At 59.5% G+C, this 13,056-nt stretch carries 13 protein-coding genes and 3 tRNA genes; 14 read left to right on the forward strand and 2 right to left on the reverse strand.

What is annotated here, in order from left to right:
- Positions 1–37: 37 nt before the first annotated feature.
- The 14 genes from cpaB to ACN5AZ_RS05920 all read left to right on the forward strand — a co-directional run bounded on the left by cpaB (position 38) and on the right by ACN5AZ_RS05920 (position 12,664).
- Positions 38–886 carry a Flp pilus assembly protein CpaB gene (gene cpaB / locus ACN5AZ_RS05855; RefSeq protein ID WP_419427923.1) on the forward strand — a complete coding sequence of 283 codons (849 nt, stop codon included), beginning with the start codon at positions 38–40 and terminating at the stop codon, positions 884–886.
- 186 nt (positions 887–1,072) lie between these two features.
- Positions 1,073–2,497 (forward strand): type II and III secretion system protein family protein, encoded by a 1,425-nt coding sequence (locus ACN5AZ_RS05860; protein ID WP_419427924.1) that lies wholly within the window; start codon positions 1,073–1,075, stop codon positions 2,495–2,497.
- A 4-nt stretch (positions 2,498–2,501) separates the two neighbouring features.
- Positions 2,502–3,182, forward strand: a complete 681-nt coding sequence (locus ACN5AZ_RS05865) for an OmpA family protein (RefSeq protein WP_419427925.1) — start codon at positions 2,502–2,504, stop codon at positions 3,180–3,182.
- Positions 3,183–3,468: 286 nt separating this feature from the next.
- The gene (locus ACN5AZ_RS05870; RefSeq protein WP_419427926.1) at positions 3,469–4,704 is read left to right on the forward strand and encodes an AAA family ATPase; all 1,236 of its coding nucleotides are present in this window, start codon (positions 3,469–3,471) and stop codon (positions 4,702–4,704) included.
- Between the two features lie 17 nt (positions 4,705–4,721).
- Complete coding sequence (locus ACN5AZ_RS05875; protein ID WP_419427927.1) at positions 4,722–6,158, forward strand: CpaF family protein; 1,437 nt, start codon at positions 4,722–4,724, stop codon at positions 6,156–6,158.
- Between the two features lie 24 nt (positions 6,159–6,182).
- Positions 6,183–7,148: a type II secretion system F family protein gene (locus ACN5AZ_RS05880; RefSeq protein ID WP_419427928.1), complete on the forward strand. Its 966-nt coding sequence runs from the start codon at positions 6,183–6,185 to the stop codon at positions 7,146–7,148.
- A gap of 17 nt (positions 7,149–7,165) precedes the next feature.
- A complete protein-coding gene (locus tag ACN5AZ_RS05885; protein WP_419427929.1) occupies positions 7,166–8,137 on the forward strand; it encodes a type II secretion system F family protein in 972 nt (323 codons plus the stop codon).
- A gap of 142 nt (positions 8,138–8,279) precedes the next feature.
- Positions 8,280–8,867 carry a tetratricopeptide repeat protein gene (locus tag ACN5AZ_RS05890; RefSeq protein ID WP_419427930.1) on the forward strand — a complete coding sequence of 196 codons (588 nt, stop codon included), beginning with the start codon at positions 8,280–8,282 and terminating at the stop codon, positions 8,865–8,867.
- A 109-nt stretch (positions 8,868–8,976) separates the two neighbouring features.
- Positions 8,977–9,831 (forward strand): tetratricopeptide repeat protein, encoded by an 855-nt coding sequence (locus tag ACN5AZ_RS05895; protein WP_419427931.1) that lies wholly within the window; start codon positions 8,977–8,979, stop codon positions 9,829–9,831.
- Between the two features lie 7 nt (positions 9,832–9,838).
- On the forward strand, positions 9,839–10,342 hold the full coding sequence (locus ACN5AZ_RS05900; protein WP_419427932.1) for a prepilin peptidase: 504 nt from the start codon (positions 9,839–9,841) through the stop codon (positions 10,340–10,342).
- Between the two features lie 85 nt (positions 10,343–10,427).
- Positions 10,428–11,741 (forward strand): ATPase, encoded by a 1,314-nt coding sequence (locus ACN5AZ_RS05905; RefSeq protein WP_419427933.1) that lies wholly within the window; start codon positions 10,428–10,430, stop codon positions 11,739–11,741.
- A 180-nt stretch (positions 11,742–11,921) separates the two neighbouring features.
- Positions 11,922–11,998: transfer RNA gene (locus ACN5AZ_RS05910), tRNA-Met, on the forward strand.
- 313 nt (positions 11,999–12,311) lie between these two features.
- The gene (locus ACN5AZ_RS05915; protein ID WP_419427934.1) at positions 12,312–12,533 is read left to right on the forward strand and encodes a hypothetical protein; all 222 of its coding nucleotides are present in this window, start codon (positions 12,312–12,314) and stop codon (positions 12,531–12,533) included.
- The gene (locus ACN5AZ_RS05920; protein WP_419427935.1) at positions 12,530–12,664 is read left to right on the forward strand and encodes a hypothetical protein; all 135 of its coding nucleotides are present in this window, start codon (positions 12,530–12,532) and stop codon (positions 12,662–12,664) included. The genes ACN5AZ_RS05915 and ACN5AZ_RS05920 overlap by 4 nt, the downstream gene beginning before the upstream one ends.
- Before the next feature lie 71 nt (positions 12,665–12,735).
- Here ACN5AZ_RS05920 and ACN5AZ_RS05925 read toward each other — a convergent pair.
- Together ACN5AZ_RS05925 and ACN5AZ_RS05930 are read right to left on the reverse strand one after the other, a co-directional pair.
- Positions 12,736–12,810 (reverse strand) — tRNA-Glu (locus tag ACN5AZ_RS05925).
- A gap of 71 nt (positions 12,811–12,881) precedes the next feature.
- Positions 12,882–12,956: transfer RNA gene (locus ACN5AZ_RS05930), tRNA-Glu, on the reverse strand.
- Positions 12,957–13,056 lie beyond the last annotated feature (100 nt).

The raw sequence follows: 13,056 nt of genomic DNA on the forward strand, positions 1-13,056 counted from the left end.
GCACCCCCGGCCCTCCACGCGATCCATGAGGTTTCCCATGCGACTTGTATTCGGACTTGTGCTCCTTGTCGGCATCGGCCTTGCCGGTTTCGCCGTCTACATGGCGCAGAACTACATCGGCGCTTATGAAAACGCGCTGGTTCAGGCGCGCCAGAACCAGGTGGCCTCTGTTCCCACGCAGATGATCTACGTCTCGACCAAGGAAATTCCCTACGGTCACGAGATCACCGAAGAAGACATCAAACTCGCCCCCTGGCCCGAAGAGATCCTGCCCGAAGGCGTGTTCACCGAAAACAGCCCCCTGCTGGGCCCCGGTATCGAACGCCGCGTGGCCCTGCGCAACATTGAACCCTTTGAGGCAATGTTGCCCACCAAAGTCTCTGAGCCGGGCGGCTCTGCCGGTCTGACGTCTTTCCTTGAACCCGGCGAGACAGCCTTTGCCCTGAAGGTCGATGTGGCCACGGGCGTGTCCGGCTTCCTCCGCCCCGGCGACCGTGTCGACATCTATTGGACAGGCAAAGTGAACGCGGGCGGTCAGTCCGGCAGCGTCACCAAATTGATCCAGACCGGCGTGCGTCTGATTGCCGTAGACCAAAAGGCGGAAACCAACGCCAATGCCACAATCATTGCCCGCACGGTCACCGTGGCCGCATCCCGCGAAGTGGTCAGCGTTCTGACCCATGCGCAATCCACCGGCAAGTTAACCCTGTCACTGATCGGGGTCACGGACACCGCGCTGGTCGAGGAAAGCATCGAAGTCGATCAACTTTCGATGTTGGGAATCGTCGCTGAGGCACCGCAACTGGCCCCGAAAGAGGAATCCTGTTTCACCCGAGTCCGTCGTGGCGCTGACGTGGTGCAGATCCCGATCCCCTGCACAAACTAACGACCTTGTATCAGGGCCCCCACCGGGGCCCTTTTGCGTATCTCGCGGCCTGCCTGTGACCTGTTGTCCACATAAAGCGAAGGCCCGAAAACCTTGATTCTTGCAATAAATGTCGTTCTGGCCCACAGTGTCGGAAAATACAGGCGTTAAGACCTGTTAACGAGGCGTGATCGAAAGGCAGGTCACATGAAAATTGACGGCTTTATGAAGGCGGCCCTGCTGGGTCTGTCCTTGGGTGCTGCAACTTTGTCTGCGCCCGCCCATGCGGATTCGATCCGCGTGGTCCGCACCGGAACCGAGTCGGTGCTGAACGTGCCAATGAACCGCGCAGTCGTGGTCGAAAGCGATGTGCCCTTTGCCGAGCTTTCGATTGCCAACCCTGCGATTGCAGATATTTCGTCGCTGTCGGACCGGACGATCTATGTCCTGGGCAAGACACCGGGCACGACAACACTAACGATCCTTGACCCGTCAGGGCGGCTGATCACCAACGTGGACGTGCGCGTTGCGGCGGATGTGACAGAGTTCAAGGAACGTCTGCAGCAGATCCTTCCCGACGAAAAGATCGAAGTGCGCACCGCCAATGACGGTATCGTCCTGTCCGGGACGGTGTCCTCGATCGCGCGGATGGAACGCGCGCTGGATCTCGCACAAAGATATGCGCCCGAACGCGTGTCCAACCTGATGGTTGTCGGCGGCATCCAGCAGGTCATGCTGAAAGTCCGCTTCGCCGAGATGCGTCGTTCCGTGTCCAAGGCGCTGCGTGCGTCGCTGGCCACGGGCGGATCTACGTTTGGGGGCGATCTCGGCGTCGAGCTGGGCACCGGAAACGCGGGCCCTCTGGCGGCTGTGGATTCGGTCGCCGACAAACTGTCGCCACGCGCGCTGGGCACCGAAGGTGCGGTGATCTTTGGCTTCAACGCAGGCGGCCTTGAAGTCGGCATTCTGCTGGAAGCCCTGGAAACCAAGGGGATGGTGCGCACACTGGCGGAACCGAACCTGACCGCCCTGTCCGGTCAGGAAGCAACCTTCCTTGCGGGTGGCGAATATCCCGTGCCCGTGGCGCAGGGTGATGACTCTGTCACCATCGAATTCAAACCTTTCGGCGTCGAGCTTGCGTTCATTCCGCGTGTGATCGACGGCGATCTGATCAATCTGGAACTCGAAGCTGCCGTGTCGTCGATTGACACCAGCAATGGCATCACCTTCTCGGATGTGACCATCGCAGGTTTCTCGCGGCGCGAAACATCGACCACGGTCGAATTGCGGGACGGCGAAAGCTTTGCCGTTGCCGGTCTGCTTCAGGAAGAATTCAGCGATCTGAACGGTCAGGTGCCGTGGCTGGGCGATGTGCCCATCCTCGGCGCCCTGTTCCGGTCCGCTGAATACGAACGCGACCAATCCGAACTGGTGATCATCGTCACCCCGCATCTGGTCGAACCTGTCCGCGGCGAGGCACTGGCCCTGCCCACGGATCGTGTCACCTTGCCCACCGAACGCGAGCTGTTCCTCAACGGTAAGATTTCCGGCGGAAAGACACCGCGCACCGGTGCCGCAGGCGAGATTGCCAAACAGGACTTCAACGGCTCCTACGGCTACGTAATGGATTGAGATCATGGCTGAATTGACCCATCCCCGCATGATCCGAACGGGTCTTTTCACTGCTTTGGCCGTTGTCTTGGCCGGATGCGCCGCCGAAGACACGATGCACGAAGGGTTTCGTGACGTCGGCGCCAGCGTTGACACCGGCTATTTCGGCAACGCGACCATGAACAACCATCAGTATATGACGGGTGAAAAGAGCTACGCCTACGAGCTGTCACAGCGCTTTGCCTCCGAGGTCATGACGACCGTGAACTTTGCCTTCAACTCGTCGGCTCTGGACCAAGGTGCAATTGACACCCTGCGCGAACAGGCCCGCTGGATCCGCCAGTTCCCCGAGGCACGCTTTCGCGTCTTTGGTCACACGGACAAGGTCGGGTCGAACAGCTACAACAAATCGCTGGGCATGGCGCGCGCACGCGCTGTCGTGAATTTCCTTGTCAGCCAAGGGATTGAGCGCTCGCGGCTCGAAGCCGTGGTGTCCTATGGCGAGACCCAGCCGCTGATCGTGACCGAAGGTCGGGAACGTCGCAACCGCCGCACCGTGACAGAGGTGTCGGGCTTTGTCGGACGCCACCCCACAGTGCTGGAAGGCAAATACGCCGAGATCATTTATCGCGAATACGTGAACAGTGCAGAGCCTCAGACATCATTGGGCGAACAGTCCGGAGCCGAGCTTCAGATCGGGAACTAACCTCAGGAACGACTGAAATTATGAAGGGCTGCCAATATGTTGGCGGCCCTTTCTTGTTTTTGTGGCCATGGTAAACGCCCGGATTGCAGCATTCACCATTCGGGCGGAAACCGCCCCGGCGTCCAGAAACTCCGCACAATTGGGGAAATTTGGCCCCAATCTCGCCGCCTTTCCCAGCCAATTTACCTCAACGAACCAGTGCGCCGGGACGACTCGGTGGCCGCGTTTACGAAGGTCGGCAGAACGCCGCACCCCATTCGGGACGCGAGAACAAAGGACGAGAGGCATGACCAGTACGACCGCAGATCCCGCTCCGATCGTGGCCTGCACCATCAGCCGGGACGTACAGAATTTCGACCTGCTGATCGAAGACATGGAATCCCTCCTGGGCGAAGGATGGGGCGACCTCGGCTTTAACGAGGCGCTGGCGTTCTTGCGCCAGCCAGAAGCAAAAGACATCGAATTTGTGGCCCTTGCCATTGATGCCATCGACGAGGGCGAGGTGTCGGATCTGACCGCCATCATCGCAGGTGCCAAGGCCATGGGCGTGAAGGTCGTATTGATTGCCGAGGATGTTACACCAGCCTCACTGCACCAGTTGCTGCGCAGCGGCGCTGACGAATTCATCCCCTACCCCCTGCCAGAGGGAGAGTTGGAAGCCGCTGTTGAACGGCTGCGCGCCCCTGCCCCGGTCGCAGAGCTGCCCGTGGCGGAAGCCACCGGCGTAAAACTGCAAGGCGACGGCGATGGCATTTTGATCGCGGTCCAAAGCCTTGCGGGTGGCTGCGGCGCGACAACCGTGGCGGTCAACCTCGCCTATGAGCTGGCCAATTCCACCGCTGGCGGCAAAACGCCCAAGGTCTGCCTGATGGATCTGGGGCTGCAATTCGGCTCTGTCGCGACATATCTGGACCTGCCGCGCCGCGAAAACGTGTTCGAGATGCTCTCCGACATCGAACATCTTGATGGCGATACCTTCTCGCAGGCCCTTGTCTCGTTCGAGGACAAGATGCAGGTGTTCACCTCGCCCGCAGATATCCTGCCGCTGGACTTCGTCGGCCCGTCAGAGGTGGCTAAACTGCTGGATGTGGCGCGCGAGCATTTCGATTACGTCGTTGTCGACATGCCCGGCTCGCTGGTGCAGTGGACGGAAACCGTGCTGACCGAGGCGCAGGTCTTCCTTGCCATGGTCGAACTGGACATGCGGTCGGCCCAGAACACGCTGCGGATGAAACGGATGCTGCAATCCGAGGATTTGCCGTTTGACAAGATCCGCTTTGCGCTGAACCGCGCCCCGAAATTCACCGATCTCCAAGGCAAAAGCCGCGTCAAACGCATGGCCGACAGCCTCGGCATCGCCTTGGACCAACAGTTCCCCGATGGCGGGCGCGCCGTGATGCAGGCCTGTGATCACGGGCTGCCGCTGGCCAATCACGCAGCCAAGAATCCGCTGCGCAAGGAAATCGCCAAACTGGCCGAACAGCTAAACGCAATCGCGGCGGATGACGCCGAGGCCGCGTAATTTCCAAAGGTTGACCCATGTTCTCACGGTACAAAAAGCCAGACACCTCGACACCGGTTGCTGCAGCCGCACCCAAGGCGGCCGCGGCGCCGAAACCCGCGGCGCAACCCACCGCGCAGCGCAAGGTTCAGCCCAAGACCATTCCCGCCCAATCTGCGCCCGCCGATAAGGAAAAGAAGCGTAAGGAGCGTCTGGGCGAGGTAAAGCTGGAGCTGCACCGCGCCCTGCTGGAAAACCTCAACCTTGCGGCTCTCGATCAGGCGTCCGAACACGAGTTGCGTGAGGAAATCGCAGAGATCGCAACCGAATCCCTGCAGGAAAAAGGGCTGGTGCTGAACCGTGAAGAGCGGCGCACCATGATGAACGACCTCTATGACGAGGTGAAAGGTCTTGGCCCTCTCGAAGCCCTGCTGAAGGACGAGACGGTCTCGGATATTCTGGTCAACGGCCCGCATCAGATTTTTGTCGAACGCAACGGCAAGCTGGGCCTGTCGGACATCACGTTCAAAGATGAAAAGCACCTGATGCGGATCATCGACAAGATCGTATCCGCAGTGGGTCGCCGCGTTGATGAATCCAACCCCTATGTGGACGCCCGCCTGTCTGACGGGTCGCGTTTCAACGCAATGGTTCCGCCGATTGCCATCGACGGCTCGCTCGTCTCGATCCGTAAGTTCAAAAAGGACAAGCTCGGGATCGACGATCTGGTGCAATTCGGCGCCTTTACCGAGGAAATGGCCGTCTATCTGCAGGCGGCCGTGGCCACACGCCTGAACATCATCGTCTCCGGCGGTACCGGCTCTGGTAAGACGACCACACTGAACGCCCTGTCGTCCTTTATCGATGACAGCGAACGCATTCTGACGATCGAGGATACCGCCGAACTTCAGCTGCAGCAGACCCACGTCGGCCGCATGGAAAGCCGCCCGCCCAACGTCGAAGGCAAAGGCGCGGTCACCCCCCGCGACTGTCTGAAAAACGCGCTGCGGATGCGTCCTGACCGGATCATCGTGGGGGAAACCCGTGGCGAGGAAGTCATCGACATGCTTCAGGCCATGAACACCGGTCACGACGGATCAATGACCACGATCCACGCCAACTCTGCCCGGGATGGTGTGGCACGTCTGGAAAACATGATTGCCATGGCGGGGATCGACATGCCGCTGAAGGCCATGCGCTCGCAGATCTCGTCGGCTGTGAACCTGATTGTGCAGGCCTCGCGCCTGCAGGACGGCTCGCGCCGCATGACCTCGATCACCGAGATCACCGGCATGGAAGGCGATGTGATCTCTATGCAGGAAATCTTTCGCTTCCAGCGGGTTGGCCTGACGCCGGACAACAAGATCCTTGGTCATTTCACCGCCACCGGTGTGCGTTCCGCCTTCTCCGAACGCTTCCGGATGTGGGGCTACGATGTGCCCTCTTCGATTTACGAACCTTTCCGTCCCGAATAACCCTTTATTGCGAGTACTCCGCCCATGCTCACTGCAGCACCTGTCATATACGGCATGATTTTCCTCGGGGTCGTCGTTCTGGTGAACGGCGTCTACCTTGTCGCCTTTGGCAAGTCGATTTCCATGTCCAACCGGGTCAACCGGCGTCTGGAAATGCTGGACAAGGGCGAACGGCGCGAAGACGTTCTGGCCAAGCTCCGCAAGGAGATGGACCAGCATATGGAAAGCCGGTCCTTGCCCATCTATTCGCTGCTGGCGGACAAGGCGAACAAGGCCGCGCTGGCCTTCACCCCCCAACAGCTGATGATGATGATGGGCGCCGCGTCGGTGTTTGCCTTTGTCGGCCTGACCATCGGCACCGAAACCGCAGCGCCGGTGCGCGCCATCGTGGCGGTCGTCATGGGCGTGGGCGGCGTTTACATGTGGGTCGGTCACAAGGCCAAGAAACGCCTCGCCATGATCGAGGAACAGCTTCCCGATGCGGTGGAGTTGATGGTGCGCAGCTTGCGCGTGGGCCATCCTTTCACCTCTGCGATCACGGTTGTGTCCAAGGAAATCAAAGACCCGCTGGCCACCGAATTCGGCATCATCGCTGACGAATCCGCCTATGGGCGCGATATCGGCGAAGCGCTGAAACACATGGCGGAACGGCTGGACATGCAGGATATGCGCTTTCTCGCCGTGGCCGTGGCCATTCAGCAGCAGGCAGGTGGCAACCTCGCCGAGATCCTCGAAGGTCTGGCCAAGGTCATCCGCTCGCGCTTTCGCCTGTTCCGCCGGGTGAAGGCCATCACCGCCGAAGCGCAGTGGTCCGGCAAATTCCTCTCCGGCTTCCCCATCGCCGCGCTGATCTTCATTCAGGTCGCAAAACCCGACTACTACGACGAGGTGCTTGATCACCCGTGGTTCATCCCCGCCTGTTTCGTGGTCGGCATCATGCTGGTCCTCAACATGCTGGTGATGCGCTGGCTTGTGGACATCAAGGTCTGACCCAAGGAACTCTGCTCATGTTTGACCAAATCAATACCATGATTACCAATGTGCTGGGTCCGGCCGGTCCTTTGATCCTGGTCGCCGGTCTGGGGATCCTGCTGATCCTGTCGACCATTCCCTTTATCATGAACCAAAAGCCCGATCCTTTGGACAAGCTGAAGGAAGACGGCAAATCCAAAATGGACGCGCAGGCGCGCGCTGTTCTGCGCGACAAAAAGCGCAACGAGAAGCTCAACAAATACGCGCAATTCCTCGAGCCTCAGGACGAAAAAGAACTGTCGGAAATCAAGCTGAAGCTGATTCAGGCCGGTTACCGGTCCAAGGATGCTGTTCAGATCTACTACTTCCTGCAGTTTGCGCTGGGTCTTAGCCTGCTGGCCGCCGGTGTGACCTACTATCTTTTGTTCATCGACCCCGAAACAGCGACGATGAACACCAAACTGATGTATATTCTCGGCCCCGGCGTCGTGGGCTACATGGGGCCGAAATACTGGGTCAACAAACGTATGGCCGCGCGCCAGGAGCAAATCCAGAACGGGTTTCCGGACGCGCTTGATATGATGCTGGTTTGCGTCGAGGCAGGCCAGTCCATGGAACAGGCAATCCTGCGTGTGGCCAAGGAAATCCGCGCGTCCTACGTGGCCTTGGCCGAAGAGTTCGAGATCATCAGCCACGAGATGAAGGCCGGTAAGGACCGCACACAGGTGCTCAACGACATGGGCGAGCGTTGCGGCTCTCAGGATGTGTCCAGCTTTGTGACCATGCTTAATCAGGCGCAGACCTTCGGTACCTCGATCTCGGATGCGTTGCGGGTCTACGCCTCTGAAATGCGGGACAAACGCGTGATGCGCGCCGAAGAGGCGGCCAACAAACTGCCCACCAAGATGACGCTGACCACGATGATGCTGACCGTACCGCCGCTGCTGATCATCCTCGTCGGACCATCGGCGGTGGGCATCGCCAACATGGGTGCCATCACTCAGTAAGCATTTGCCACGTTTCATGAAAAGGCGTGCCCCCGCGGGCGCGCCTTTTTTTCTTGCAGGTCCCTGCCTCACAGTCTGGTGCATTGTCACGCCCGCTGTTTTGCGGCACCATAGGCTTGAGCAGTCAAACAACGGCACTGAAATGCCCCGACCCACGCATGACATTCGACGGACAGGTCCGGCGCTTTTTGCGCTGTGCCTTGTGCTGGCCTGCGCCGGCTGCGCCAAGGATCGCGATGCGCTGCCTGACAGCCCCTTTGCCCCGACGATTGACCCCGATGGCGACGCCGTGGACGGCTTGATCGTTGGCCACCGGCTGATGCAGGCGGGGGAAAATCACATGGCGCTGGAGGCCTTTACCCGCGCTGCCGCAGAGCGCGGCCTGACCGCCGAAGTGCTTGTCGCATTGGGCTCGGCCAATCTGGCGCTGGGCCGCATGAACCAGTCAGAAAAGCTTTTGCGCCGCGCGATCGAAGTTGACCCCGCTTGGCCTGAGGCGTGGAACAACCTTGGTGTTGTCCTGATCGAGCGCGACAAGCTGGGCGAAGCGGCACAGGTGTTTGAACGCGCCTATGCGCTGGACAATGGCGAAAGTGACGCAATTCGCGACAATCTGCGCTTGGCGCTCGCAAAACTTGAAAATAAACACTATGGTGATGAAAGCACCGAGGCTTTCAAACTGGTTCGGCATGGCAACAGCCAATATCAGATCCGCCGCAACGACGTTTGACCGACGGTTCGCCCCCAAACGGGCGCAACAATACACCGCGCAAAGCGGACATAAGCATAACCGTCGCAAAGACGGGACAGAGGCAGAGCAGTAAGAGGACGCAGGCACCATGCGCCATACTATCGTTGTTCCTATGTGCGTGGTCGCCATGGCCGCGCTGACGGCGTGCGAAAAAACCATCGACAAGGCCGAAGTCGATAGGGCGTTTCAGGGCGTGAATGTCATTGATGAAAGCAACCTCAACGAGGTGATGCTCTCTGTCGGCGATCCGAACGAAGCGGTCAGCTACTTCCAACGCAGCGCCGCTGCCTCGCCCGAGCGGATTGATCTGCAACGCGGGCTGGCGCAGTCACTGGTGCGCGCCAAACGCATCCCCGAGGCTGTGGCGGCCTGGACCAAGGTCACCAACCACAAAGAGGCCACCAATGCCGATCAGGTGGAACTGGCCGATGCGCTGATCCGCAGCAACGATTGGGCGCGCGCGGAAACCGTTCTGCACGCGGTGCCCCCGACGCATGAGACCTACAAACGCTACCGGCTGGAGGCGATGCTGGCCGACAGCAAGCAGGACTGGAAGAAAGCGGACAGCTTTTACGAGGTCGCCATGGGGCTGACCACACAGCCCGCATCGGTGATGAACAACTGGGGCTATTCCAAACTGACGCGGGGCGAATTCAACGAGGCCGAGCGCCTGTTCACCCAAGCGATCCGCGCCGATGACAGCCTGTTCACCGCCAAGAACAACATGGTTCTCGCCCGTGGGGCGCAGGGAAACTACACTCTGCCCGTCATGCCCATGAGCCAGACAGAACGCGCAGAGCTTTTGTACACCATGGGCCTGTCTGCGGTGAAACGTGGGGATGTGCAGATTGGCAAAGGTCTGCTGCGCGAAGCAGTGGAAACCCACCCGCAGCATTTCGACACCGCCGCGCGCGCGCTGACCGCGCTCGAAGACGGGTCGTAAGCCTGTGATGTCGATCACCATTCAATCGGCGGCGTGGTTCCTCCCCTTCGCTTTGCCGATATGCGTCTACATCATGTTCACCGACATGAAACAGATGCGCATTCCGAACCACGCGGTGATCGCGCTGTTTGGCGTTTTTGTCATCGTCGGGCTGATCGCGTTGCCCTTGCAGGACTATCTGTGGCGCTACGCGCATTTCATCGTGGCCTTGGTCGCCGGTATGGCGCTGACAGCCGCGCGCGCAATGGGGGCCGGTGATGCCAAATGGATCGCCGCCATGGCCCCTTTTGTGCATCTTGGCGATCTGAGCTTTGTGATGATCCTTTTTGCAGTCACCTTGCTGGCGGCATTTATCGGACATCGTCTGGCCAAACTGTCGCCGCTGCGCCGTCTGGCCCCGGACTGGGTCAGCTGGCAGGCAGGCAAGAAGTTCCCCATGGGCCTTGCCCTTGGCCCGGCTCTGGCGATCTACCTAGCGCTCGGCATGTTCTACGGCCAGCCTGCGCCGTAAGGCCCGCCAAACTCCCTGCTCCCGCCCTGATCGTGCCACAATGCTCGGTCATTCTGGCAACAAATCCACGGGCAGGACATTATCGATGAATATGGAGACCGGGGCCGTGCTGGCCCCTCCCGCACCCAAACGGATCGAGGACATGGGCCTGTCCCCTGTCATGATGCGTGACATCATCCTCAAGACACTGTTTCGCAAGAACACCAACAAGGTGACCGACCTCGCCCGCGCGGTCTGTCTGCCCCTGCCCGTGTGCCAAGAGATCATCGACATGGCGCGGGGTCAGGGCCTGATGGAGGCGATGGGCACCTTGGGGGCCGCAGGCGAGGTATCGTCGGAAATGCCTTACCAGCTCACTGACACCGGTAAGGCACGGGCGCTGGATGCGCTCGCGCAATCCGAATACTTTGGCCCCATGCCTGTCCCGCTGGAAGATTATCGCGCGCAGGTGGCGCGCCAGTCCATCCGCAACATTCAGATCACCCGCGATCAGCTGACCGGCGCGATGGGACATCTGATCCTGCCGGATGATCTGATCTCGAACCTCGGTCCTGCGGTCAGCTCGGGTCGGTCGATCCTGATGTACGGCCCGCCGGGAAACGGGAAATCCTCGATCTCGAACGGGATTCGGGACGCGATGGGGGATGAGATCTATGTCCCGCGCGCGCTGGAATATGCAGGCCAGATCATATCGATGTACGACCCAATCGTGCACACCTTGTCCGACAAGGATGCCCAAGACACCAGCGCCCTGCGCCAAAGGGCGCGTTTTGACCGCCGCTATGTGCTGTGCAAGCGGCCAACGGTGATCACCGGCGGCGAGCTGTCGCTCGACATGCTCGACCTTGTCTACAACCCCACAGCACGCACCTACCAGGCCCCGCTGCAGCTGAAATCCACCGGCGGCATCTTTATCGTCGACGACCTTGGCCGACAGGCGGAGCCGCCGCAGAAACTGGTAAACCGCTGGATTGTCCCGCTCGAAGAAAGCAAGGACATCCTTGCGCTTCAATCGGGTGAAAAGTTTGAGGTCCCTTTCGACACGCTGGTGATCTTCTCGACCAACTTCCACCCCAACGAGATCTTTGACCAGGCGGCGCTGCGGCGGATCTTCTACAAGATCAAGATCGACGGCCCGAGCCAGGAGAACTTCCTAAAGATCTTTGCCTTGGTGGCGCGGAAAAAGGGCATGCAGCTCGACGAAGCCTCCCTCGTCTACCTGCTGAAGCACAAATACCCGACGATCAACAACATCTACGCCAACTACCAGCCGGTGTTTTTGATCGACCAGATGATCGCCGTCTGCGATTTCGAGGGCATCCCCTACAAGATGAGCCCCGACCTGATCGACCGCGCCTGGGGCAACATGTTCGTCAAAGACGAGCACATCGTAAAGTAACGCAAGGATGGCCCTGATCGCCTTGGTCAGGGCTGCGCAACTTGCTGTATTCATGCAGAATTATCGCCGCCATCGGGCCCGTCAGATAGGCCCGCCCACAAAGATGAAAAAACATCGCGGATTTCTGTGATTTCCGTCTTGACGCCGCCCGCCCCTACCCTTAGACCCCGCCCACGGTCCGGCGCGGTAGCTCAGTTGGTTAGAGCGAACGACTCATAATCGTTAGGTCGGGGGTTCGAGTCCCCCCCACGCCACCACCGTTCCCCACATCAGTACGTGAATATTGCGGTCTGATCTGCACTTACTGACTGGACGTCGCCTAATGGTTGACAGGTCGCCTCGGCGCAGCGCTTAGTATCAAAATACGACTACATTTGCGGAACGGCCTAGCCGCAGCGCATGGCCAGTATCCAACCGAATTTCCGCTATTCCATAGCCGTAAACGAATATGGCTTTTACTGCTCGCCCAACCTTTACAAGGCCCGCGAGGTTCCACAGATCTTGGCGAAGGCAAGGTCTACGAGCCGAACACAATCAAGCTCATACGGCGCCTTTGCGGAACCCGCCACCATGCCGCTGCAGATAGCGAAATCCTCGGGCAGCGCAATGGGCGCGCGGGCCAAGATCGCAAAGGCCCATATCGAAGGCGAAACGATCGAGGTCTCGGTCAAAACGCTGGACGATCTAATCGACGCTGACCGCCCCATCTCCTTGTTGCAACTGGACATCAAGGCCGCGAGACACCCGCGCTGGAAGGCGCGCGTAACATCCTTACCACGCACGCACCGGTGATCATTCTGGAAGCGCCTAAACCTTGGCAGCAAGGCGACTATCTAGAAACACTGGCAGGACTGTTCCCGGATCAGCGGTATCGCCTGTGCGGCGTGATGGAACGCAACGCTTTCTTTCGCGCGCTCAAATGATTTAAGCGCGCACACCACAAAACGACAGATCGCTGAAGGTACGCAGGGCTTGCTATCTTTGAGGACTAAAGTGGCAGCCCGTAGGGGAATCGAACCCCTCTTTCCAGGTTGAAAACCTGGCGTCCTAACCGATAGACGAACGGGCCACTCTTTCGACGATTTCACCCAGAGGGCACGGTACCGTCACCGTATCCGACGCAATCACCAGAGGTGAAAGTGGCAGCCCGTAGGGGAATCGAACCCCTCTTTCCAGGTTGAAAACCTGGCGTCCTAACCGATAGACGAACGGGCCACTCTGTCGGTGAAGCGTCTTCTAGAAAAAGCCGCCCCCACGCGCAAGGGCTAAATCACACCAAAAGCAAAGTTTTTTCTAACAGCCTCGGTTCATGCCG

This window comes from Sagittula sp. SSi028 (assembly GCF_048553715.1).
Classification (GTDB): domain Bacteria; phylum Pseudomonadota; class Alphaproteobacteria; order Rhodobacterales; family Rhodobacteraceae; genus Sagittula.

What these genes read in the sequence shown, in the direction of transcription:
- cpaB (WP_419427923.1), top strand. Translation starts at nt 38, where the DNA reads ATGCGACTTGTATTCGGACTTGTGCTCCTTGTCGGCATCGGCCTTGCC.
- ACN5AZ_RS05860 (WP_419427924.1), top strand. Translation starts at nt 1,073, where the DNA reads ATGAAAATTGACGGCTTTATGAAGGCGGCCCTGCTGGGTCTGTCCTTG.
- ACN5AZ_RS05865 (WP_419427925.1), top strand. Translation starts at nt 2,502, where the DNA reads ATGGCTGAATTGACCCATCCCCGCATGATCCGAACGGGTCTTTTCACT.
- ACN5AZ_RS05870 (WP_419427926.1), top strand. Translation starts at nt 3,469, where the DNA reads ATGACCAGTACGACCGCAGATCCCGCTCCGATCGTGGCCTGCACCATC.
- ACN5AZ_RS05875 (WP_419427927.1), top strand. Translation starts at nt 4,722, where the DNA reads ATGTTCTCACGGTACAAAAAGCCAGACACCTCGACACCGGTTGCTGCA.
- ACN5AZ_RS05880 (WP_419427928.1), top strand. Translation starts at nt 6,183, where the DNA reads ATGCTCACTGCAGCACCTGTCATATACGGCATGATTTTCCTCGGGGTC.
- ACN5AZ_RS05885 (WP_419427929.1), top strand. Translation starts at nt 7,166, where the DNA reads ATGTTTGACCAAATCAATACCATGATTACCAATGTGCTGGGTCCGGCC.
- ACN5AZ_RS05890 (WP_419427930.1), top strand. Translation starts at nt 8,280, where the DNA reads ATGCCCCGACCCACGCATGACATTCGACGGACAGGTCCGGCGCTTTTT.
- ACN5AZ_RS05895 (WP_419427931.1), top strand. Translation starts at nt 8,977, where the DNA reads ATGCGCCATACTATCGTTGTTCCTATGTGCGTGGTCGCCATGGCCGCG.
- ACN5AZ_RS05900 (WP_419427932.1), top strand. Translation starts at nt 9,839, where the DNA reads ATGTCGATCACCATTCAATCGGCGGCGTGGTTCCTCCCCTTCGCTTTG.
- ACN5AZ_RS05905 (WP_419427933.1), top strand. Translation starts at nt 10,428, where the DNA reads ATGAATATGGAGACCGGGGCCGTGCTGGCCCCTCCCGCACCCAAACGG.
- ACN5AZ_RS05915 (WP_419427934.1), top strand. Translation starts at nt 12,312, where the DNA reads ATGCCGCTGCAGATAGCGAAATCCTCGGGCAGCGCAATGGGCGCGCGG.